Raw genomic sequence first — 18897 nt, 5'->3', positions numbered from 1 at the left:
GGTGCACGGGGGCGTCAATACCGGGGGAAGAGCAGGTCGTGGCGCTGGTTGTAGCGACGCAGGAAGGCGAAGAGCGTGCCGGGCTCGTTGCGGGCCCGCTTGCCCAGGGCGCGGAACTCCGCCAGCAGCTCCGGGTCGTCGGCCAGCGCCTGGTCCATGCCCGCCGCGCTGAAGGGCAGGAAGGCGCCCGAAGCCATCGCCAGCATCCCCTGCGCCTCCATGGTGTAGGTGCGCATCCCGGTCCCATAGAAGGAGGGGTCCCAGTCGCGGATGACCTGCGTGTACAGCAGATGGCTCAGCGCGCCCATCATGCAGATGCGGTGGAAACCCGTGGCCGTGTTCAGGTACACCACGTTGTTGGAGCAGAAACCCCATACCGTCCGGTCGGGCACGGGCGTGGGCCGGCCCAGGCTGTCCGGCAGGTGCCAGGCATCGTCGCCCCGTGGATCGATCCGCAGGCCCTGGCGATCGGTGAGCTCCTCCAGCCTTGCGCTGGGTGCGTTCAACCGGAACTCCCCGAAACTGCGGTAGATGCCCTCGCGGAACTCGAAGCCCGGGCCGTAGGGCACCCAGATGGTGTCCATCTGCCCGAAGGCGCCCAGGCCGATCGCGAGCACCTGGCACAGGACGATGGACCGCATCATGGGGCGAAGGCGCGCACGAGCCCGATCACCTCGTCGGGTGCCTGCACATGCACCCAGTGCCCGGCATAGTCGATGGTCTCCACCTGCGCATGTGGGAACTGCTCCCGCAGCTGGGGCAGGTCCTCGCGGGTGATGTAGTCGCTCTGCCCGCCGCGGATGAAGAGCGTGGGGGTGCGCACCTCCTCGGGACCGGCCGCGGCCAGGATGTCGTGGATATCGTGTGCCAGCCGTGGCACATTGAACCGCCAGGCCAGCTGCTCGGGCGTCGACCAGTACAGGCTTTTCAGGAGGAACTGCACGACCCCCGGCTCGCGGATCAGGGTGGAGAGGTGGTCCTCGACCTCCTTCCGCGTGCGCAGGCGCTCCAGGTCACAGGTGGTGAGGGCCTGCAGGATGTGCGCGTGACGATGGGGCGGGTATTCGCGCGGGCCCATGTCGATCACCACCAATCGGTGCAGCAGGCCCGGATGACGCTGTGCCAGCACCATGCCCGTCTTGCCCCCCATGCTGTGGCCGACCAGCACGGGCTCGTTCAGGCCGAGGTCGGCGATCAAGGCGGCCACATCGTCCGCCATCAGGGCGTAGGTGATCCGGTCGGTGTGGGGCGACCGGCCATGGTCGCGCTGATCGACCAGCACCACCTCGAACTCGTCGGCCCAGGCCTTGCCGATGCTGTTCCAATTGTCGCTGCTGCCGAACAGCCCATGGAGCACCACCAGGGGGCGACCCTGTCCCATGCGGCGGTGATGAAGAGGTACGGTGGTCATGGTCGCAGTTCGCGGAGGTAGAGCTGCACGGTGTTCTCCCAGCCGAAGTGCAGGGCGTCGCACACCAGCGCATGGCCGATGCTCACCTCCAGGAGCCCGGGCACGTGCAGGTGGAAGTGCCGCAGGTTGTGCCGGTCCAGGTCGTGCCCGGCGTTGAGGCCAAGGCCGTGCCGGGCGGCGGCCTGTCCCGCTTCCACGAAGGGGGCCACCGCCGCGTCGCGGTCCGTGTGGTATCCAGCCGCATACGGTTCCGTGTACAGCTCGATCCGGTCCGTGCCGGTGTCCGCCGCATGGCCCACCTGTTCGGGATCGGTGCCCATGAAGAGCGAGGTGCGCAGGCCGTCCGCGTGAAGGCGCTTCACCACATCCGTGAGCATGGCCTTGTGCGTGCTGGCGTCCCAGCCGGAGTTGCTCGTCAGCGCATCGGGTGGATCGGGCACCAGGGTCACCTGCGCGGGGCGCACCTCGGCCACCAACGCCAGGAAGTCCCCCGAGGGGTACCCCTCGATGTTGAACTCCGTGGTGAGCACCCGGCGCAGCGCGCGCACATCGGCGCGCCGGATGTGGCGCTCGTCCGGACGGGGATGCACGGTGATGCCCTGCGCACCGCAGCGTTCCAGCAGCAGGGCGGTGTCCACCACGTCGGGATTGTTGCCTCCACGCGCGTTGCGCAGCGTGGCCACCTTGTTGATGTTGACACTGAGCCGGGTCATGTGATGCACTACCTTGGGCGCGGCAGGCGGCGTCGAAAATACGCCGGTGCCCAGGGCCCATGCACGCCAGCGACCTCATCGCCCCCGATCTTCCGCCCCTCCGGCCGGATGATACCGTGGGCCGTGCGTTGGATTGGATGGAGGAGTTCAAGGTGCGCCACCTTCCCGTCACCGAGAACGGCCGGCTGGTGGGCCTGGTGCGCGATACCGACCTGGTGGACCGCAACGATGCCAAGGTCGCGGTGCGCGAGCTGATGGGCCAGGTGGAACTGCCCTATGTGCGCCAAGGCCAGCACATCTATGACGTGATGAAGCTCATGGCCGAGCGCGGTCTCACCGTGCTGCCCGTGCTGGACCCCACCGGCACCTACCTCGGTGCCATCAACGAGCACGAAGCGCTGCGGCGACTGGCCGAGGCCATCAACATCGGCGAACCGGGAAGCGTGGTCGTGCTGGAGATGAACCAGAACGACTACAGCCTGCAGCGCATCGCAGGCATCGTGGAGAGCAACGGCGCCAAGCTCCTCAGTGTGTACAACCGCAGCCTTCCCGAGGGCCCGCGCATGGAGGTGACCCTGAAGGTGAACCGCGAGGACATCAGCGACATCCTCAGGTCATTCGAGCGGTACGACTACTTCGTGAAGAGCACCTACCAGGGCTCGAAGTTCCACGAGGACCTGCGCGGCCGCTACGACGAGCTGATGCGCTTTCTGGACCTGTGAGGGCACTGCGCTCCCTGTGCCTGGTGGTCGTTGTCGCTTCATCGGTCGCGGCCCGGACCCCGGTACACGCGCAGCAGGACACCGCCGCCGTGCACATCGGCGCCGTGCTGGTGCTGGGCAACAAGGTGACGCGGGAGCGTGTGGTGCTGCGCGAACTGACGTTCCGCGAGGGCGATACGCTGGCGGGGGATGTGTTGGCCGGCGCCGTGCGCCGAAGCACGGAGAACCTGCTCAACACCGGCCTCTTCAACACGGTGCGGCTCGTACAGGTGCCGCTCGGTCCCGGGGAGGTGGTGGTGCAGGTGCACCTGAACGAGCGCTGGTACCTCTGGCCGGCGCCCATCCTGGAGGTGGGCGGCGATCCCAACTTCAACACATGGTGGCTCACCCGCGACCCGGGCCGCTTGAACTGGGGCGCCTATCTCTACCGGTACAACGTCCGCGGCATGAACGAGACCGCCTACGTCCTCGCTCAATTCGGCTACACACGCCGCTTCGCCGGCCGGTACAAGGTGCCCTTCCTGGAGCGTTCCGGGCGGTGGAGCCTGGCCGTGGGCGGCGGCTATCATCAGCAACGGGAGATCACCGTGGGCACCGCGGACAATGTGCGCGTCCTTTTCCGGCCCGCCGAAGGCAATGCCCGTACCGAGTGGAACGCCGAGGCGGAGCTCGGCCTGCGCCGCGCCCACGATGTGCGCCACGCGTTCCGGCTGGGCTACCGCGATGCGCGTGTGGTGGACACGGTGGCTGCGGGCTGGCCCGACCATTTCAACGATGGGAGGGATCGCACGGCCTTCGTCACCCTCGGATACACCGTGGTCCGCGACCGCCGCGACTCACGCGTGTTCCCGCGCACAGGCCGGTATGCCGAGCTGCGGGTGGACCGGTATGGCCTTGGTGAGGCCGACGCACCGGACAACACGGTGCTCTACGCCACGGTGAAGGAATGGTGGACCCCGGCCGACCGGTGGACCCTGGCCATCGGCCTGCGCGGGCGAAGCACCCTGGGCCCGCCGATCCCCTATTTCCTGCAGGAGGGGCTGGGCTATGCCCACTACATACGCGGCTACGAGTACTACGTGATCGACGGACAGCATTTCGCCCTTGGGCGGTTCAACGCCCTGTTCACGCTGCTGCGGCCACGGATCCAACGGCTGGGATTCATGCCCCTGGAGGCCTTCCGCACCCTTCACCTGGCGTTCTACCTGAACGCTTTCGTCGATGCCGGGCGCGTGTGGGACGACCGATACGCCGCAGTGAACCCGCTGGCCAATACCTGGATGCATGCCGTGGGCCTGGGGCTTGATCTGGTGACCTCCTACGACCAGGTGCTGCGGGCCGAAGGAGCCCTCAACGGCCGGGGAGAGCCCGGTTTCTTCCTACATTTCACGCAACCCTTCTGACCCCATGCGGATCGCGGTCCAGGCCCGCCAGCCGGAGCCGAGCACCCTGCCCTTGATCGCCGGTCTGCTGCAGGCCATGCCCGCCCATGGCCTCACCCCCGTGGTGGACGGCCAGCTGGCCACCCTGCTCTCCGCCGCCGGAAGCGCCATGCTCCATGCCACCTTCGATGCCGGTGCACCACCGGCCGGCACCGACCTGCTGATGAGCCTGGGTGGCGATGGCACCTTCCTGCGTGCCGTGGGCCTCGTGGCCCGGAGCGGGATCCCCGTCCTGGGCGTCAACCTGGGGCGCCTGGGCTTTCTGGCCGCCTTGGGCCCGGACGAGGTGCACGGGGCGCTCGGGTCGCTGGCCCACCGGCGCTTCATCCTCGAGGAGCGCATGCTGCTGCAGGTCACCGGTTGCGAGGCCGAGCTCGGTGATCAGGACCTGGCGCTCAACGATGTCAGCGTGCACAAGCGGGACACCTCGTCCATGATCGCCGTGCATGTTCATGCCGAGGAACGGTTCCTCAACACGTACTGGGCCGACGGCCTCATCATCGCCACGCCCACCGGCTCCACCGCCTACTCCCTCAGCTGCGGAGGTCCCATCCTGGACCCGGCCTGCCGCAACCTGGTCATCACGCCCATCAGCCCCCACAACCTCAACATCAGGCCCATGGTGCTGCCGGACGCCTGCGTGCTGCAGGTGGAGGTGGAGGCCCGGGAGCTCAACTACCTGGTGAACCTGGACAACCGCAGCATCACGCTCAGCGGGCAAAGGCCGATCGGGGTGCGGAAGGCGGATCTGGTGGCCCGGATCGTCCACCTGCCCGACCACGACTTCTTCAGCACCCTGCGCCAGAAGCTGAACTGGGGCCTGGACGCGCGATCGGCCGCCGGGCCTGCGGCCTAACTTCGCCCCGGCGTTCCCCGTATACCACGGCGCTCCGCCCAAGCGTTACCCCGCACATGCGACCGGTGTCGGCCCTGCTTCTCCTGCTTCCCGCCATCGGGCTCAAGGCCCAGGCGGTCAGCGAGATCGGCATCACCGGAGGGGTCACCTACTACATCGGTGACCTGAACCCGTACAAGCACTATCCCGCCCGCACCAAGCCCGCCGGCGGGCTCATGTTCCGGTACAACTTCGACACCCGATACGCCCTCCGTGCCCAGGCCCTCTACGGGGTGTTGGAAGCCTACGACAGCGATTCGCCGGACAGCCTGCAGCTGGTCCGCAACCTCAGTTTCCGGACAAGCCTCTTCGAACTGGCCGTGCTTGGTGAGGTGAACTTCTTCAACTACAGGGGGCTGGGGAAGGACGGCCGCAGCTGGACCCCCTTCGTGTTCGCGGGGATCTGCTACTTCCGGGCCAGTCCGCGCGCGGAGCTCAATGGCACCTGGTACGATCTGCAACCCCTGGGTACCGAGGGGCAGGGTTCGATCGAGGTCCCGGGTGCGGCCAAGCCCTACAGCGTGGACCAGGTGGGCATTCCGTTCGGCTTCGGCCTGAAGTTCAATTTCGGCGGACATGTGGACCTGCAGCTCGAATGGGGCATGCGCCGCACCTTCACCGACCACATCGATGACGTGAGCGGCACCTACGCCGACCCCGACCTCATCAACCCCCTGGCCGCCGAGCTTGCGGACCGCAGCGCCGACCGGGATGTGACGGACCGCACCGGGCAGGCCCGGGGCGATGCGCAGACCCGGGACTGGTATCAGTACACCGGCCTCACCCTGTCGTATGTGCTGACGAAGTTCACGGAGTGCGACCTGCTGTATTTCCAGAAACGGCGCTGATCCGGGCATTGTGCGATCTTTGCGGCCCTTCCCGCCGGGGGAGGCCCCCATGGACCTGAAGGCCCGCATCGATCCCGCCCGGGTGCCCGCCCACGTGGCCATCATCATGGATGGCAACGGCCGCTGGGCCACACGCCAGGGCGAACACCGTGTGGTGGGCCACACCAGCGGGGTGAAGGCCGTGCGGGACACACTCGTGGGCGCCACCGAGATCGGCATACGCCACCTCACCCTGTACGCGTTCAGCACCGAGAACTGGAACCGCCCCCAGGCGGAAGTGGACGCCCTGATGGACCTGCTGGTGCGCACGTTGATGAGCGAAGTGGACAGCCTGAACGAGAACGGGGTGCGGCTCAACGCCATCGGCGACCTGGAAAGCCTGCCGGGCGACTGCCACGCCACGCTTCGGGAGGCCATGTCCCGCACCGCGCACAACGACCGCATCACCCTCACCCTGGCCCTGAGCTACAGCGCCCGATGGGAGTTGGTGCGCATGGCCCGGCTGCTCGCGCAGGAGGTCCGGGAGGGGCGCCTGCGGGCGGAGGACATCGATGAGGCGGCCGTGGCGGCGCACCTCACCACGGCCGGCATGCCCGATCCCGAGCTGCTCATCCGCACCAGTGGGGAGCAGCGCGTCAGCAACTACCTGCTCTGGCAGATCGCCTATGCCGAGCTGTATTTCAGCAGCGTGCTGTGGCCCGATTTCCGCAAGGAGGACCTCTTCGAGGCGGTCCTGGACTACCAGTCCCGCGAACGCCGCTTCGGCCTCATCAGTGAACAGGTGAACCCCCGGTGAACACGCGGATCGCTCTGCTCCTGCTCCCGGTGCTCCTGGGGCTTTCCTCCACGGCGCAAGTGGACGAGCCGCGGTACATGGACCCGGCCGTGCCCCGCGAGCTCGAGATCGGCGGCATCACCGTCACGGGCACCAGCACCGTGGATGTCAATGCCGTGATGCTCTTCAGCGGGCTGAAGGTGGGCCAGCAGGTGACCCTGCCCGGACCACGCATCGCCGACGCCATCCGGAACATCTGGGAGCAGAAGCTCTTCAGCGATGTGCGGATCGAAGCCGCCGAGATCCGCGGCCGCACGGTGTTCCTCAACATCGTGGTCACCGAGATGCCCAGGCTCTCACGGTTCAAGTTCGAGGGCGTCACCAAGAGCGATGCCGACAAGCTGCGCGAGCGCATGGAGCTCACGCGCGGGCAACAGGTGAACGAAGGCCTCCTGACCAATACGCGCGGCACCATCCGCTCGTACTACATGGAGAAGGGCTTCCTGAAGGCCGACGCCGACATCGAGCAGCGCACCGACTCGCTGATGGAGAACAGCGTGCTGCTCATCATCAACGTGAAGAAGGGCAGGCGCGTGCGGATCAAGGATGTGGTGTTCACCGGCAACGAGGCCCTCACCGACGCCAAGCTGCGCCGGGCGATGAAGAAGACCCGCCGCCGCCTATGGTACAATCCCTTCGCATCCAGCAAGTTCCAGGCGAAGGCGTACCGGGTGGACAAGGAGAACCTCCTGGACACCTACAACGAGAAGGGCTATCGCAATGCGGCCATCGTGCGCGACACCACCTGGTTCGTGAACGACCGGCGCCTGATGGTGGAGATCGAGGTGGAGGAGGGCCGACGCTTCTACTTCCGCGATGTCCGCTTCAGCGGCAACACCAAGCACAGCGACCGCGAGCTGATGGACATCCTCAACATCAAGCGGGGCGACGTCTACAACAAGAAGGTGCTCGACAGCCGGATGTACATGAACCAGACCGGTCGCGACATCAGTTCGCTTTACATGGACGACGGCTACCTCTCGTTCTATCCGGAGGTGATCGAGGTGGCGGAAGGGGACAGCATCGATCTGGACATCCGGCTGCGCGAGGGCAAGCAGTACCGGGTGCGCAATGTGCTGGTGAAGGGCAACACCAAGACCAATGAGCATGTGATCCGGCGGGAGATCCGCACCAAGCCGGGGCAGCTGTTCAACCGCAGCGACGTGCTGCGCACCCAGCGCGAACTGGCCAACCTGGGGTATTTCGACGCCGAGAAGATGGGCGTGAACCCGCTCCAGGACGCGCGCACGGGAACGGTGGACCTGGAGTACACCGTGGAGGAACGCCCCAGCGACCGCCTGGAGCTCAGCGGCGGCTGGGGAGCGGGACGGCTGGTGCTGTCGCTCGGCCTGTCCTTCACCAACTTCAGCCTGCGCAACATCACGAAGCCCGATGCCTGGCAGCCCCTGCCGGCCGGCGACGGTCAGACCCTGAACCTGCGGGCCCAGACCAACGGCCGCTTCTTCCAGAGCTACAGCCTCAGTTTCGTGGAGCCGTGGCTGGGGGGCCGGAAACCCAATGCCCTGAGCATCTCGGCCTTCCATTCGGCCCAGACCAACGGCGAGACCAAATTCGTGAACACGGAGGATGGTCGGGTGGCCAACCCCCTGCGGCAGTCGTTGCTCATCACCGGCGGCTCCGTGGGCCTGGGCAAGCGCCTGACCTGGCCGGACGACTACTTCCTGCTGAGGCAGACCATCAGCTACCAGTTGTACGACCTGCGCAATTGGAACCAGCTCTTCGCGTTCAACAACGGCCAGAGCAACGTCCTGTCCTACCAGATCCAGCTCTCGCGCAACTCGGTGGACCAGCCCTTCTTCGCCCGCAGCGGATCGGACATCTCCCTCAGCCTGAAGGCCACGCCGCCGTACTCGTGGTTCCAGCCGGGGCGCGACTTCGCCTCGGAGCCCGCGGACCAGCGCTACAACTGGGCCGAGTTCCACAAGTGGAAGTTCACCACCCAGTGGTTCACACGGATCACCCGCAGCAAGAGCGGACACGACCTGGTGCTGATGACCCGTGCGGGCTTCGGCTTCCTGGGCCGCTACTCGAAGAACCTCGGCAACAGCCCGTTCGAGCGGTTCTACCTGGGTGGAAGTGCGCTCACCGGGTTCCAGCTCGATGGCCGCGAGATCGTGGGCCTGCGCGGCTACGACGACCTCTCCCTGGCGCCCAGCACGGGCAATTTCCTCATCAACAAGTACACCGCCGAACTGCGCTTCCCCATCTCGCTGAACCCCTCGGCCACCATCTACATGCTCACCTTCGCCGAGGCCGGCAACACCTGGGGCGTGTTCGACCGGTACGACCCCTTCCAGCTCTATCGGTCGGCCGGCGTGGGCCTGCGCCTCTTCCTGCCCATGTTCGGGCCCATGGGTCTTGATTACGGCTGGCGCTTCGACGATGTGCCCGACCGACCGGCCATGGCCCCGGGGCAGTTCCACTTCACGATCGGCATCGATCTTGGGGAGCTCTGAGCCCGATCGCCTAAATTCGACGCCTTCCATGAAGCGCCTCCTTCCGCTCTGCCTGCTCGTCGCGGGGTTGCTGCTGCCGGCGATCGCCAGCCACGCCCAGCGCATCGCGTTCGTGGACACGAAGTACATCCTGGGCAAGATGCCCGACTACCAGAGCGCCCAAAGCGAATTGGACCGCCTCAGCTCCCAATGGCAGAAGGAGATCGACGATCGCTGGGAGACCATCCGCAAGCTGCGCGATGCCTACAACGCCGAAGCGATCCTGCTCACGGACGACATGAAGGCAGGCCGCCGCGAGGACATCGAGAAGAAGGAGCGTGAGGCCCGGGACCTGCAGAAGAAGCGGTTCGGCCCCGATGGCGACCTGTTCAGGAAGCGCGAGGAGCTCATCCAGCCCATCCAGGACCGCATCTACCAGGCCATCAAGGAGGTCGCGGGCACCACTTACGTGGCCATCTTCGACATCGGTGCCAAGAGCAATAACGTGCTCTTCGCCAGCGAGAAGTACGACAAGAGCGACAGCGTGCTGCGCAAGCTGGGCATCCGACCCGACAAGGAAGGCGATGCCGGCAACACGCGCAACGAAGAGGACGAGCAACCCGAGCGCCAGCCCGATGATGGCGGTGCCCAGCCTCAACGCGACGGCGGCAGCAGCCCTGACCGAGGCGGAGAGAACTCGATCAAACCCCCACGATGAGCAACGGACCCATGAAGACCCTCCTGTTATCACTGGCCCTGATGGCCACCGCCGCACCGGCCTTCACGCAGGCGAAGCTCGGCCACATCGACCGCCAGGCCCTGATGCTCACCCTGCCCGAACGCAAGGACGCCGAGACCAAGATGCAGGCCTTCGCCAAGAGCCTCGACGACCGCCTGAAGGCCATGGGCGCGGAGTATCAGCAGAAGGTGACCGACGCACAGGCCAAGGAGGCCACCATGACCAACACCGAGAAGGAGATGGTCATCCGGGAGATCGGTGAACTGGAGAAACGCATCACCGAAGCTCAGGAGAAGGCCCAGGAGGACCTGGCCAAGCAGGAGGAGGAGCTGCTCCGCCCCATGGTGGAGAAGACCAACAAGGCCATCCAGGAGGTGGCCGCCGAGAACGGCTTCACCTACATCTTCGATACGAGCGCGGGCTTCGTGCTCTACTATGAGAAGGGCGAGGACATCCTGCCCAAGGTGAAGGCCAAGCTCGGCATCCAGTAGCCTAAGTTCGCGCCGTGCGGGATGAGCGTCCCATCGGCGTGTTCGACAGTGGCATCGGCGGCCTCACGGTGGCCGTGGCCATCCGGCAGGCGCTCCCCGCGGAGCGCCTGCTCTATTTCGGCGATCAGGCCCACGTGCCCTATGGCGATCGCGATGACATGGAGATCCTCGCGTTCAGCGAGGGCATCGCGCACTGGTTGCTCGGCCGCGGCGCAAAGGCGCTCGTGATCGCCTGCAACACCGCCAGCGCCGCTGCGCTGAAGCCCCTTCGCGAACGGCTGCCGCAGGTGCCCATCGTGGGCATGGAGCCCGCGGTGAAGCCCGCCGTGGAGCACACCCGGACCGGCGTGGTCGGTGTGATCGCCACCGTGGCCACCATGCAGGGCGACGTCTTCGCCAGCATCGTGGAGCGTTTCGCCAAGGGGGTCACCGTGCTGCAGCAGGCCTGCCCCGGATTGGTGAGGCAGATCGAGGCCGGTGAGCTCGATACCCCGCGCACGGAGGCCATGCTCCGCGGATGGCTGGCACCCATGCTGGAACGGGGGATCGATGCCCTGGTGCTCGGCTGCACCCACTACCCGCTCGTGCGCCCGTTGATCGAGCGCATCGTGGGGCCTGACGTCCGTGTCATCGATCCCGCACCGGCCATCGCGCGCCGCTTGGGGCAGGTGCTCGCCGAGGCGGATCTCGCCGCCGGCGAAGGCGCCGGGGGCATCGAGGTATACACCAGTGGCGACGAGCCCCGGCTGCGCGCCATGCTCCATCGCCTGGGCTTGGGTCCCTGGCCGGTGCACGGTCTGCAGTGGACGGAGGGCCGCCTCACCCCTCCGTGAACCAGCTCGCGTAGAGCTGGTAGTTGCGCGCGATCCGCTCGATCTCACCGGACGACAGCTCGGGGCTCACCGGGCCGATGCGTCGTGCCGGAACCCCGGCCATCAGGCTGCCCGGCTCCACCACCGTGCCCTGGGTCACCACCGCGCCCGCGGCGATCACGCTGCCGCTGCCGATCACCGCGTGGTCCATCACGATGGAGCCCATGCCGATGAGCACCTTGTCATGCACCGTGCAGCCGTGCACGATGGCCCGGTGGCCGATGCTCACGTCGTCGCCGATCGTCAGTGCGGCGCGTTCGTACGTGCAGTGCAGCACCGCACCGTCCTGGATGTTCACCCGGTCCCCGATCCGGATCGCGTTCACGTCGCCCCGCACCACCGCATGGAACCACACGCTGCAGCGGTCGCCCATCACCACATCGCCCACCACCACGGCGTTGTCGGCCAGGAAACAGCCCTCACCGAACCGCGGCTCGTACCCGCGCACCTTTCTGATCAGCGCCATGGTCAGGGCTTTGCTTCGGTCGGGAGCCTGCCGCAGCCTTCCTTCTGGCAGCAGGCCGGCAGCTTGGAGAAGGCCTTGGCGTCGCCCGGTACGCCGTCCGCGCTGTAGCCGAGCTTCACCAAGGCCGCGCGCAGGCCTTCCGGCGTGTTCCTTCCGGTCCTGTATGTGATGTGCACGGTGGAGGTGGCCAGGTCGACGTCCACCTTCTGCACGCCTTTCTCGTAGATCAGGTTCTCCTCGATGGTGCGCTCGCACATGTCGCAGACCGTGCTGCTGACGATGTCCAGATGAGCGTCGGGCTCGTGTTGGGCGGAGGCCTGAACGGCCCACAGGGTGAACAGGAGGGTGATGGTGCTTTTCATGAGGGGTTCTTCGTGGGTCGGAGGGTGTAGCGCAGACCGCCGTAGACCATGGCGCCCACGGTGGGGCCCCAGATCAGCGAGGCGTCAAAATACGGGCCATAGGGATCTTCGGGGGCGATGATCTGCCGGGTCTGCCCGGCGCTGGTGAGGTTCTCCCCACCGAGGTAGAATTCCCACGTGCGCCAGCTGAAGGTGACCTGGGCGTGCAGCGTGGCATAGGCAGGCGATCGACGGGGGAATCGGAAAGGCTCCGGGTTCGCGGTCGTCCACGGGATGCGCGAGCTGCTGAAGAAGTTGACCGAGGCGTCCGCGCGCCAGCGTTCGTTCGGGCTCTCCCACGCCAGGTCCACCAGGCCGCGGTGCGGTGGGGTGAAGGGCCGTTCGCGCAGCACACCATCGTAGGTGGTGGCCACATCGTACCAGCGGTAGCTCAGCTTCAGGTCCAGTGCACGGGTGAGCTCCACCTGCACATCGGCCAGCACGCTGGTGGCATAGCTCGGCCCGTTCATCATGTAGAGCACAAGGAGCCTCGGGGACCGGTCCAGATCGGCGACCAGCTGGGAGGTGAAGCGGGTGTGGTAGGCGTCAAGGCCCAGGGCCCACTTGCGATCGAGCCACTTGAACTTGTGCAGACCACCCCCGCCGAAGGTCCAGGCCCGCTCCAGCCCGGCTTCGTCCTCCACCACCACCGTGCGCGAACTGGCCAGGACGGCGGCGTTCTCCACCAGCGGGTTGGTGCTGCGGAAGCCATGGCCCAGGCTGGCGCGGGCCACCGTGAGCGGGCCGATGTCCCATTTGGCGTGCAGCCGAGGGCTCGCCACCGTTCCGTACCAGCTGTTGCGATCGGCCCGCACGCCCGCCACCACGGCCACATCACCGGCCTGCAGCGTGTATTCCGTGAAGATCCCGGGCATCACCTCGTTGCGCGCGAAGCTGCTGTCCTGGAAGGTCTCCTCGAAATCGTCCACCTGCAGGCTCAGCCCCGCCTTCAGCTGGTCCTTGCCACCCCGGGCGAGCTGCTGGTAGATGCCGCTGATGTAGCCGCTGAGCTGAAGCCCCTCATGACGGCGCTCCCCGAACCGCGAGGCCAGTTCGTGCCGGCGCAGCGCGCTGACGAAGCCCAGGCTGCGGGTGGCGTCGTTGCGGAACACGAAGCCGTGCTTGGCCAGCACGTCGGTCATCACATTGCGGATGTCCACCGCGTATGCGGCATGATGGTCGTGCGGCCCCTCGAGGTGCTTGAAGGTGCTTCCCCCTTCGCGGACATCCTCCACATGGCGCACAGCCACCTGGGTGGTGCGGCCCTCGCGGGCATGCATGAAGCGGTCCATCACATTGATGCGCCTCGTCCGGGGCATGTCCATGAAGCCGTCGCGGTTCTGGTCCATCTCCGCATTGAACCAGTTGCCATGCACCAGCACCAGGTTGGCGGCGTGGGGTCCGATGCGCTGCCGGGCATGCACGTTGGCCTCCGCCCGGCCCTGGCTGTTGCCGTATAGGTTCACGAAAAGGGGCGGCTCATCCAGCGGGTTCAACAGGCACAGGTCGATCTGGCCGGTGATCGCGTTGGGGCCGTTCACCGCGGTGCCCGCTCCCTTGCTGAGGTTGATGGCGTGGATCCAGGTGCCGGGGATGAGCGTGAGCCCCGAACTGGCGCTCAGGCCGCGCACGAACGGCAGGTTCTCCACGCTGAGCTGCGCGTACTTGCCGTCCAGGCCGAGCATCCGCAGCACCTTCGATCCGCTTATGGCATCGCTGAAGCTGGCATCCACCGTGGCATTGGTCTCGAAGCTCTCGCTGAGGTCACAGCAGGCCGCACGCTTCAGTTCCTTCACCCCGAGCTGCTCCTGGCTGAGGATCGACCGTGTGCTCAGGGTCGTGCCCTTGGTGCGCTCCACCACGTCCACGCCCTTCAACTGCCCCACAGGACGAAGGGTGATGCCCAACTCCCCGGCGGGCACCGTGGGGACGGGCATCGTGTCGGTGGAGAAGCCCACCATGCGTGTGATGAGGGCCGCGGGCAAGGCCGCCGGTGCCGGCAGGATGAAGCGTCCGGCGCTGTCGGTGGACGTGGCCACGACGGTGCCCGCCCAGCCCACGGTGGCATAGGGCAGGGCACGCCCGTCAGCCGCGGAACGCACGATCCCGCGGACGGTGGCATCCTGGGCGGTCGCGCTCAGGGTCCACAGCAGGAGAAGGACGAGGGGGAACCGGGTCTTGAAGGAATGCATGGGTGATCGATCGGACGATGGGACCTGGGCCGTGAAGGCCGGAACCACAGGGTGTCCGATGATCAGATGCGCAGCACTTGCAGCCGTGCGAGCCGCCGGGGGGCGGCCAGTGGTGGCGGACCGCTGCCCCCCGCCACCTCAGGGGACCGGTAGAGCGCGGCCATGACCAGCAAGGGCTCCGGCAGGGACCAGCCATCGAGCGCCACGGCGACGACCGGATGGGCGGGCACGAACGCGTCCTGCCGTGCATGGGCCGTGGTCGCTATGCAGCACTGGGCCTTCACCGTGGCGCCGGACGCGGCCTCGGGTTCGGGGCAGCAATCGCGCAGATCACCCAGGACGAGCTGGCTGTGACCGGCCTCCAGGCAGGTCATGCGCGACAGGGCGGGTGCCGCCGCGGCCAGGATGAGCAGGACCGCCAGGGCGGCGTGCATCCAGCGGTTGCGACGGAGCGCTTTCATCGGCAGCAAAAATAGGCGCGTCCCAGCCGCAAGTCCATCTTCTCAAGCGAGCTTCTTGTGAACCCAACACCGCTTCCTGGCGTCCTAGCTTTGCTCTGCTATGTCCGAACCCACGCCCCGCCCCCCCGTCTCGGTGTACGCCGAGATGACGCCGAATCCGGCCACCATGCGTTTCGTGAGCAGCCTGCCCCTGCTGCCCGAGGGCCGCGTGCTGGAGTTCCTCTCCCCCGAGCAGGCCCAGGGAGTGTCCCCGCTGGCCGAGAAGGTGTTCAACCTGCCCATGACCACGGCCGTGCTCATCGGGGGCAACTTCATCACGGTGACCAAGAACGACATCGTGAGCTGGGACATGGTGCACCTGGAACTGCGCGAGTTCATCCAGGAACATCTGCGCACCGACGGCCGTGTGCTGTACGAGGATGTGCCCGCTCGTGCGCTCGCCGAGGCCAACGACAGGGCCATGGACCATGTGGAGCCTGCCGGCGAAACGGACGCGCGCATCATCGCCGTCCTGGAGGAGTATGTAAGGCCTGCCGTGGAGGGCGATGGCGGTCACATCGCCTTCCGTTCGTTCCGCGACGGGGTGGTGACGGTGACCCTGCGCGGCTCGTGCAGCGGATGCCCGAGCAGCATGGTGACGCTGAAGGGCGGGGTGGAGAACCTGCTCAAGCAGATGGTGCCCGGTGTGCGCGAGGTCGTGGCCGAGGAACTGTGAGCCTCAGGCCTCCGCCAGCAGGTTGCATCCCCGGACATCGCTGTGGTCGAACCGCCCCAGGACCTCGAAGCTGCCGTCCTCGTGCATGCGGCCCAGGTCCTGGGTGCTGATGAAGGGACAGCTGGCGATGTTGCACAGGTCGATGATGTCGATGCCACCGGTGCGTCCCACCTGCTGCGGTGAGAACGGGTCGTTGACCTCGCGGATGCGCACGGCCATCCAGGGGGGACAGCGGTAATGGCCTTCGCCCGCGCTCCACGCCTGGCTCAGCAGCTCGGTCATGCCGTACTCGCCGCCCACACGATCCACCCCGAAGGCCTCACGCAGCCGGTGGTGCAGGTCCTCGCGCACCAGCTCCGGTCGGCGTCCTTTCATGCCTCCGGTCTCCACGATGTGCACGTTGCGCAAGGGCATGGGATGGCGCTCGGCCAGGTCCAGCAGGGCGAAGGGCACACCGAGCAGAAGCGTGCTGCGCCCTTCCTCCTCCGACCGACGGAGCAGGTCCGCCACCTGTGCGTATTGGTTCAGGTACAGGCCGCCGAGGGGGTCGCCACTGGCCTCCACCAGCCGTTGGGCCATGTGCACGAGCGAGCTGTCCGGCCGCTCCAGGTAGGCTGGCAGCAGCGCGATGATCCGCCAGGAACGCGGGTCTCCCAAGGCGTTCAGGAAGCTGGTCATGAACGATCGTTCGTAGAGCGACGGCCATGGCAGGTGATGCCGTGCGGTGATGGCCTCGGTGGTGCCGCTGCTGGTGAAGGTGAGGACCGGCGCCAACCCCTCCAGCAGCACCCGATGATCGCGGAACGCCTGGATCGGCAGGAACGGGATGGCCTCCACCGTGCGCACCTGGTCCGGACCGATGCGCAGGCCCTTCAGAAACGTCCGATAGACCGGGTTCTGCGTGGCGTGAAGTCGAAATAGATCGAGCGCCAGCGCGTTGAACGTTCCGGGACCGTCGACCGCGAAGGGCCGTTCCATCCAGGACGACCACGCGTCAGCGGTCATGGCCAACGGCGCTCAGTGCCGTACTTTTGGAGTGATGCACGGGTTCGGAACGATGTCCTCAAAGGTAGCTGGAGCGCTGGCGCTGCTTCTGCTTGCGGCGGGCTGCCAGCGCACCGAGGAGTTCCCCGTGGAGCCCCGGATCGAGCTCAAGTCGTTCACCACGTACGGGGATTCCGCCTCGTTGGTGATCACCTTCACCGACGGGGATGGCGACATCGGCCTGGGCCAGCGCGACACTCTGCCACCGTATGATGTGGCGCCGTGGTTCTACAACCTGTTCCTCGATTACGAAGAGCTGCAGAACGGGGTGTGGGTGCGGCCGGCCCTGCTGCTGCCCCTCTACTACCGGGTGCCGGTGATCACCCCGTCAGGGCAGGACAAGACGCTGGAAGGGGAGATGGCCGTGGCCCTGACGCCCTGGCCCACCATTCCCAACACGCCGTTCGATACGGTGCGGTACGTGGTGAAGCTGGTGGACCGTGCGCTGCATGAGAGCAACACGATCAGCACCGGCCCGGTGGTGCTGCCCTGATCGGGTCCTCAGAACTCGCCGCTCAAGGCCTCCGAAACGTTGATGAGGTGGTCGCCCACCTTCTCGCAGCTGTTGAACAGATCGGTGTACACCAGACCGCTGCGCACGTTGTAGTCGCCGCTCTCGATGCTGCGCAGGTGGGCTTTGCGCAGCTGGTCGCGCATCTGGTTGATCTGCTCCTCCACCATCACGGCCTGGTCCAGGGCCACGTTCGTTCCATCACCCACCAGGTTGCGGTGCATCACCGCGAAGGCCTTCTCCAGCAAGGCCATGATCTCCAGCAGGTTGTTGCGCTGTTCGGGCGTGAACCAGAGGCGGTCGTCCGAGCGGCGCTCCAGGGCCTTGCTCATCTGGAAGAAGATGTCGCCCACACGTTCCAGGTCACCGGCGATGGCCAGCAGGGCCCTGATGCGCGAACTGTAGGCTTCGTCCCGCACCTCGGCACCGGTCTTGGTCAGGTAGCGGCCCACCTCCAGTTCCATCCGGTCGGTGATCTCCTCGTAGCGGGCGATGCGGCGCAGCAGTCGTTCGCGTTCGCCGGCAGCGGTGACGGTGAGCAGGTCGCGGGTCATGTCAAGCATGCGGCCGCACAGGCGCCCGAGCTTCACGATCTCCCGTCGTGCCTCCAGTTCGGTGAGCTCGGCCGGCAGGGGTACGTCGGTATCGATGTACTCCAACCGGTGCTCCTCGTCGGCCTCGCCCCGGCTCGGCACCATGCGCGTCACGAGCAGTTCTAGGAAGGGCACCAGGCTGATCAGGAGCAGGGTGTTCACGGTGTTGAACAGCACATGGAACCAGGCCAGGCCATACTTCACCGCATGCACATCGGTGAACGGTGAGCCGCCGGTGCCTTCCTGTACGACCCATGCGATGCCGCGGAGGATCGGGCTGAAGAGCAGCAGGGCCCAAAGCACACCGACGACATTGAACATGAGGTGCGCGCGCGCGGCGCGTTTCGCATACACATTGCCCACCAACGCGGCCACGTTGGCGGTGATGGTGGTCCCGATGTTCTCGCCGAGCACGATGGCCGCCGCCATGGGGTAGCCGATGGTGCCGTTCTCACAAAGCACCATGGTCAGGGCGAGCGCGGCGCTCGAGCTCTGGATGACCACCGCGAGGAAGAGACCGAAGAACACGAAGAGGAGGATGCTGAACACGCCGTTGTCCCCCAGGTCGCGCAGGAAATAGAGCGCCTCAGGGCTCAGCACGGGCACGTTGGTTCGCAGGAAATCAAGGCCCAGGAACAGCAGCGCGAAGCCGATCAGGAACTGCGCCACACGCTTCCAGCGGTCGTTGCGCAGGAACATCAAGGGGAAGGCCACGCCGATGATCGGGATGCACAGCTCGGCGAGGGGCAGCGAGGCGAAGCCCAGCACGCTGATCAGCAGGGCCTTCAGCGTGGTGCCGATGTTGGCCCCCATGATCACCGGAATGGCCTGGCGCAAGTTCATCAGCCCGGCGTTCACAAAGCTCACCACCATCACCGTGGTGGCGCTGGAGTACTGCAGCACGGCGGTGATGCCCATTCCGGTGAGCACACCCTTCCAGCGGGCCCTGGTCATGGCGTTCAGCGCCGCGCGCATGCCGGTGCCGGCCATCTTCTGAAGGCCCTCGCTCATCACCTTCATGCCATAGATGAAAAGCCCGAGGGAGCCTGCGAGCTTCAGAAATGCGAGAATACCGAACGGCATGGGGCGA

At 66.5% G+C, this 18897-nt stretch carries 20 protein-coding genes; 11 read left to right on the top strand and 9 right to left on the bottom strand.

From position 1 onward, the window contains the following. Positions 1–14: 14 nt before the first annotated feature. From IPM49_09110 to IPM49_09100, 3 genes are read right to left on the bottom strand one after another with little or no spacing between them, the layout of a single operon-like run. Positions 15–644, bottom strand: coding sequence for a hypothetical protein (locus IPM49_09110; protein ID MBK9274684.1), 630 nt, complete (start codon positions 642–644; stop codon positions 15–17). Beyond that, on the bottom strand, positions 641–1411 hold the full coding sequence (locus tag IPM49_09105) for an alpha/beta fold hydrolase (protein MBK9274683.1): 771 nt from the start codon (positions 1409–1411) through the stop codon (positions 641–643). Before IPM49_09105 ends, IPM49_09110 begins: the two co-directional genes overlap by 4 nt. Then, the gene (locus tag IPM49_09100) at positions 1408–2124 is read right to left on the bottom strand and encodes a pyridoxine 5'-phosphate synthase (GenBank protein ID MBK9274682.1); all 717 of its coding nucleotides are present in this window, start codon (positions 2122–2124) and stop codon (positions 1408–1410) included. Before IPM49_09100 ends, IPM49_09105 begins: the two co-directional genes overlap by 4 nt. A 59-nt stretch (positions 2125–2183) precedes the next feature. On the opposite strand from IPM49_09100, the gene IPM49_09095 reads away from it, so the two are divergent. Genes IPM49_09095 through murI form a run of 9 tightly spaced genes read left to right on the top strand, consistent with a single transcriptional unit; the run spans position 2184 to position 11385 of the window. Beyond that, the gene (locus IPM49_09095; GenBank protein ID MBK9274681.1) at positions 2184–2846 is read left to right on the top strand and encodes a CBS domain-containing protein; all 663 of its coding nucleotides are present in this window, start codon (positions 2184–2186) and stop codon (positions 2844–2846) included. Next, a complete protein-coding gene (locus IPM49_09090) occupies positions 2843–4249 on the top strand; it encodes a BamA/TamA family outer membrane protein (GenBank protein ID MBK9274680.1) in 1407 nt (468 codons plus the stop codon). Before IPM49_09095 ends, IPM49_09090 begins: the two co-directional genes overlap by 4 nt. Before the next feature lie 4 nt (positions 4250–4253). Beyond that, positions 4254–5144, top strand: coding sequence for an NAD kinase (locus tag IPM49_09085; GenBank protein ID MBK9274679.1), 891 nt, complete (start codon positions 4254–4256; stop codon positions 5142–5144). 56 nt (positions 5145–5200) lie between these two features. Beyond that, positions 5201–6031, top strand: coding sequence for a hypothetical protein (locus IPM49_09080; GenBank protein MBK9274678.1), 831 nt, complete (start codon positions 5201–5203; stop codon positions 6029–6031). Between the two features lie 49 nt (positions 6032–6080). Beyond that, positions 6081–6827 carry an isoprenyl transferase gene (locus IPM49_09075; protein ID MBK9274677.1) on the top strand — a complete coding sequence of 249 codons (747 nt, stop codon included), beginning with the start codon at positions 6081–6083 and terminating at the stop codon, positions 6825–6827. After that, positions 6824–9343 carry an outer membrane protein assembly factor BamA gene (bamA, locus tag IPM49_09070; protein ID MBK9274676.1) on the top strand — a complete coding sequence of 840 codons (2520 nt, stop codon included), beginning with the start codon at positions 6824–6826 and terminating at the stop codon, positions 9341–9343. The genes IPM49_09075 and bamA overlap by 4 nt, the downstream gene beginning before the upstream one ends. Positions 9344–9371: 28 nt before the next feature. Next, positions 9372–10040 (top strand): OmpH family outer membrane protein, encoded by a 669-nt coding sequence (locus IPM49_09065; GenBank protein ID MBK9274675.1) that lies wholly within the window; start codon positions 9372–9374, stop codon positions 10038–10040. Between the two features lie 11 nt (positions 10041–10051). Then, on the top strand, positions 10052–10552 hold the full coding sequence (locus IPM49_09060; protein MBK9274674.1) for an OmpH family outer membrane protein: 501 nt from the start codon (positions 10052–10054) through the stop codon (positions 10550–10552). Between the two features lie 14 nt (positions 10553–10566). Continuing rightward, a complete protein-coding gene (murI, locus tag IPM49_09055; GenBank protein ID MBK9274673.1) occupies positions 10567–11385 on the top strand; it encodes a glutamate racemase in 819 nt (272 codons plus the stop codon). Here the strand turns inward: murI and IPM49_09050 are convergent. The 4 genes from IPM49_09050 to IPM49_09035 all read right to left on the bottom strand — a co-directional run bounded on the left by IPM49_09050 (position 11372) and on the right by IPM49_09035 (position 14944). Next, positions 11372–11890: a gamma carbonic anhydrase family protein gene (locus IPM49_09050; GenBank protein MBK9274672.1), complete on the bottom strand. Its 519-nt coding sequence runs from the start codon at positions 11888–11890 to the stop codon at positions 11372–11374. The two genes, murI and IPM49_09050, sit on opposite strands and share 14 nt — an antisense overlap. Before the next feature lie 2 nt (positions 11891–11892). Continuing rightward, positions 11893–12252 carry a heavy-metal-associated domain-containing protein gene (locus IPM49_09045; protein ID MBK9274671.1) on the bottom strand — a complete coding sequence of 120 codons (360 nt, stop codon included), beginning with the start codon at positions 12250–12252 and terminating at the stop codon, positions 11893–11895. Further along, the gene (locus IPM49_09040) at positions 12249–14483 is read right to left on the bottom strand and encodes a TonB-dependent receptor (GenBank protein MBK9274670.1); all 2235 of its coding nucleotides are present in this window, start codon (positions 14481–14483) and stop codon (positions 12249–12251) included. Before IPM49_09040 ends, IPM49_09045 begins: the two co-directional genes overlap by 4 nt. A gap of 62 nt (positions 14484–14545) precedes the next feature. After that, positions 14546–14944, bottom strand: a complete 399-nt coding sequence (locus tag IPM49_09035; protein MBK9274669.1) for a hypothetical protein — start codon at positions 14942–14944, stop codon at positions 14546–14548. A gap of 100 nt (positions 14945–15044) precedes the next feature. Here IPM49_09035 and IPM49_09030 point away from each other — a divergent pair, with 100 nt between their 5' ends. Further along, complete coding sequence (locus tag IPM49_09030) at positions 15045–15659, top strand: NifU family protein (GenBank protein ID MBK9274668.1); 615 nt, start codon at positions 15045–15047, stop codon at positions 15657–15659. Between the two features lie 3 nt (positions 15660–15662). Here the strand turns inward: IPM49_09030 and IPM49_09025 are convergent, their stop codons facing one another. Then, entirely contained in the window at positions 15663–16664 is a 1002-nt protein-coding gene (locus tag IPM49_09025; protein MBK9274667.1) for an acyl transferase, read from the bottom strand. A gap of 52 nt (positions 16665–16716) precedes the next feature. Between IPM49_09025 and IPM49_09020 the strand changes: the two genes are divergently transcribed. Further along, a complete protein-coding gene (locus IPM49_09020; protein MBK9274666.1) occupies positions 16717–17196 on the top strand; it encodes a hypothetical protein in 480 nt (159 codons plus the stop codon). Between the two features lie 8 nt (positions 17197–17204). On the opposite strand, the gene IPM49_09015 is transcribed toward IPM49_09020, so the two are convergent. Next, positions 17205–18890: a Na/Pi cotransporter family protein gene (locus IPM49_09015; GenBank protein MBK9274665.1), complete on the bottom strand. Its 1686-nt coding sequence runs from the start codon at positions 18888–18890 to the stop codon at positions 17205–17207. Positions 18891–18897: the final 7 nt, after the last annotated feature.

Source organism: Flavobacteriales bacterium (assembly GCA_016715895.1).
Lineage (GTDB): Bacteria > Bacteroidota > Bacteroidia > Flavobacteriales_F > PHOS-HE28 > PHOS-HE28.
This window is presented reverse-complemented; position numbering and strand designations above follow the sequence as displayed.

Bases quoted from the DNA above. Each gene is read 5' to 3' on its own strand.
- IPM49_09050 (MBK9274672.1), bottom strand. From the start codon at position 11,890: ATGGCGCTGATCAGAAAGGTGCGCGGGTACGAGCCGCGGTTCGGTGAG.
- IPM49_09030 (MBK9274668.1), top strand. From the start codon at position 15,045: ATGTCCGAACCCACGCCCCGCCCCCCCGTCTCGGTGTACGCCGAGATG.
- IPM49_09110 (MBK9274684.1), bottom strand. From the start codon at position 644: ATGATGCGGTCCATCGTCCTGTGCCAGGTGCTCGCGATCGGCCTGGGC.
- IPM49_09035 (MBK9274669.1), bottom strand. From the start codon at position 14,944: ATGAAAGCGCTCCGTCGCAACCGCTGGATGCACGCCGCCCTGGCGGTC.
- IPM49_09045 (MBK9274671.1), bottom strand. From the start codon at position 12,252: ATGAAAAGCACCATCACCCTCCTGTTCACCCTGTGGGCCGTTCAGGCC.
- IPM49_09080 (MBK9274678.1), top strand. From the start codon at position 5,201: ATGCGACCGGTGTCGGCCCTGCTTCTCCTGCTTCCCGCCATCGGGCTC.
- IPM49_09095 (MBK9274681.1), top strand. From the start codon at position 2,184: ATGCACGCCAGCGACCTCATCGCCCCCGATCTTCCGCCCCTCCGGCCG.
- IPM49_09085 (MBK9274679.1), top strand. From the start codon at position 4,254: ATGCGGATCGCGGTCCAGGCCCGCCAGCCGGAGCCGAGCACCCTGCCC.
- IPM49_09040 (MBK9274670.1), bottom strand. From the start codon at position 14,483: ATGCATTCCTTCAAGACCCGGTTCCCCCTCGTCCTTCTCCTGCTGTGG.
- IPM49_09105 (MBK9274683.1), bottom strand. From the start codon at position 1,411: ATGACCACCGTACCTCTTCATCACCGCCGCATGGGACAGGGTCGCCCC.
- IPM49_09065 (MBK9274675.1), top strand. From the start codon at position 9,372: ATGAAGCGCCTCCTTCCGCTCTGCCTGCTCGTCGCGGGGTTGCTGCTG.
- IPM49_09075 (MBK9274677.1), top strand. From the start codon at position 6,081: ATGGACCTGAAGGCCCGCATCGATCCCGCCCGGGTGCCCGCCCACGTG.
- IPM49_09020 (MBK9274666.1), top strand. From the start codon at position 16,717: ATGTCCTCAAAGGTAGCTGGAGCGCTGGCGCTGCTTCTGCTTGCGGCG.
- IPM49_09025 (MBK9274667.1), bottom strand. From the start codon at position 16,664: ATGACCGCTGACGCGTGGTCGTCCTGGATGGAACGGCCCTTCGCGGTC.
- IPM49_09100 (MBK9274682.1), bottom strand. From the start codon at position 2,124: ATGACCCGGCTCAGTGTCAACATCAACAAGGTGGCCACGCTGCGCAAC.
- IPM49_09060 (MBK9274674.1), top strand. From the start codon at position 10,052: ATGAAGACCCTCCTGTTATCACTGGCCCTGATGGCCACCGCCGCACCG.
- IPM49_09015 (MBK9274665.1), bottom strand. From the start codon at position 18,890: ATGCCGTTCGGTATTCTCGCATTTCTGAAGCTCGCAGGCTCCCTCGGG.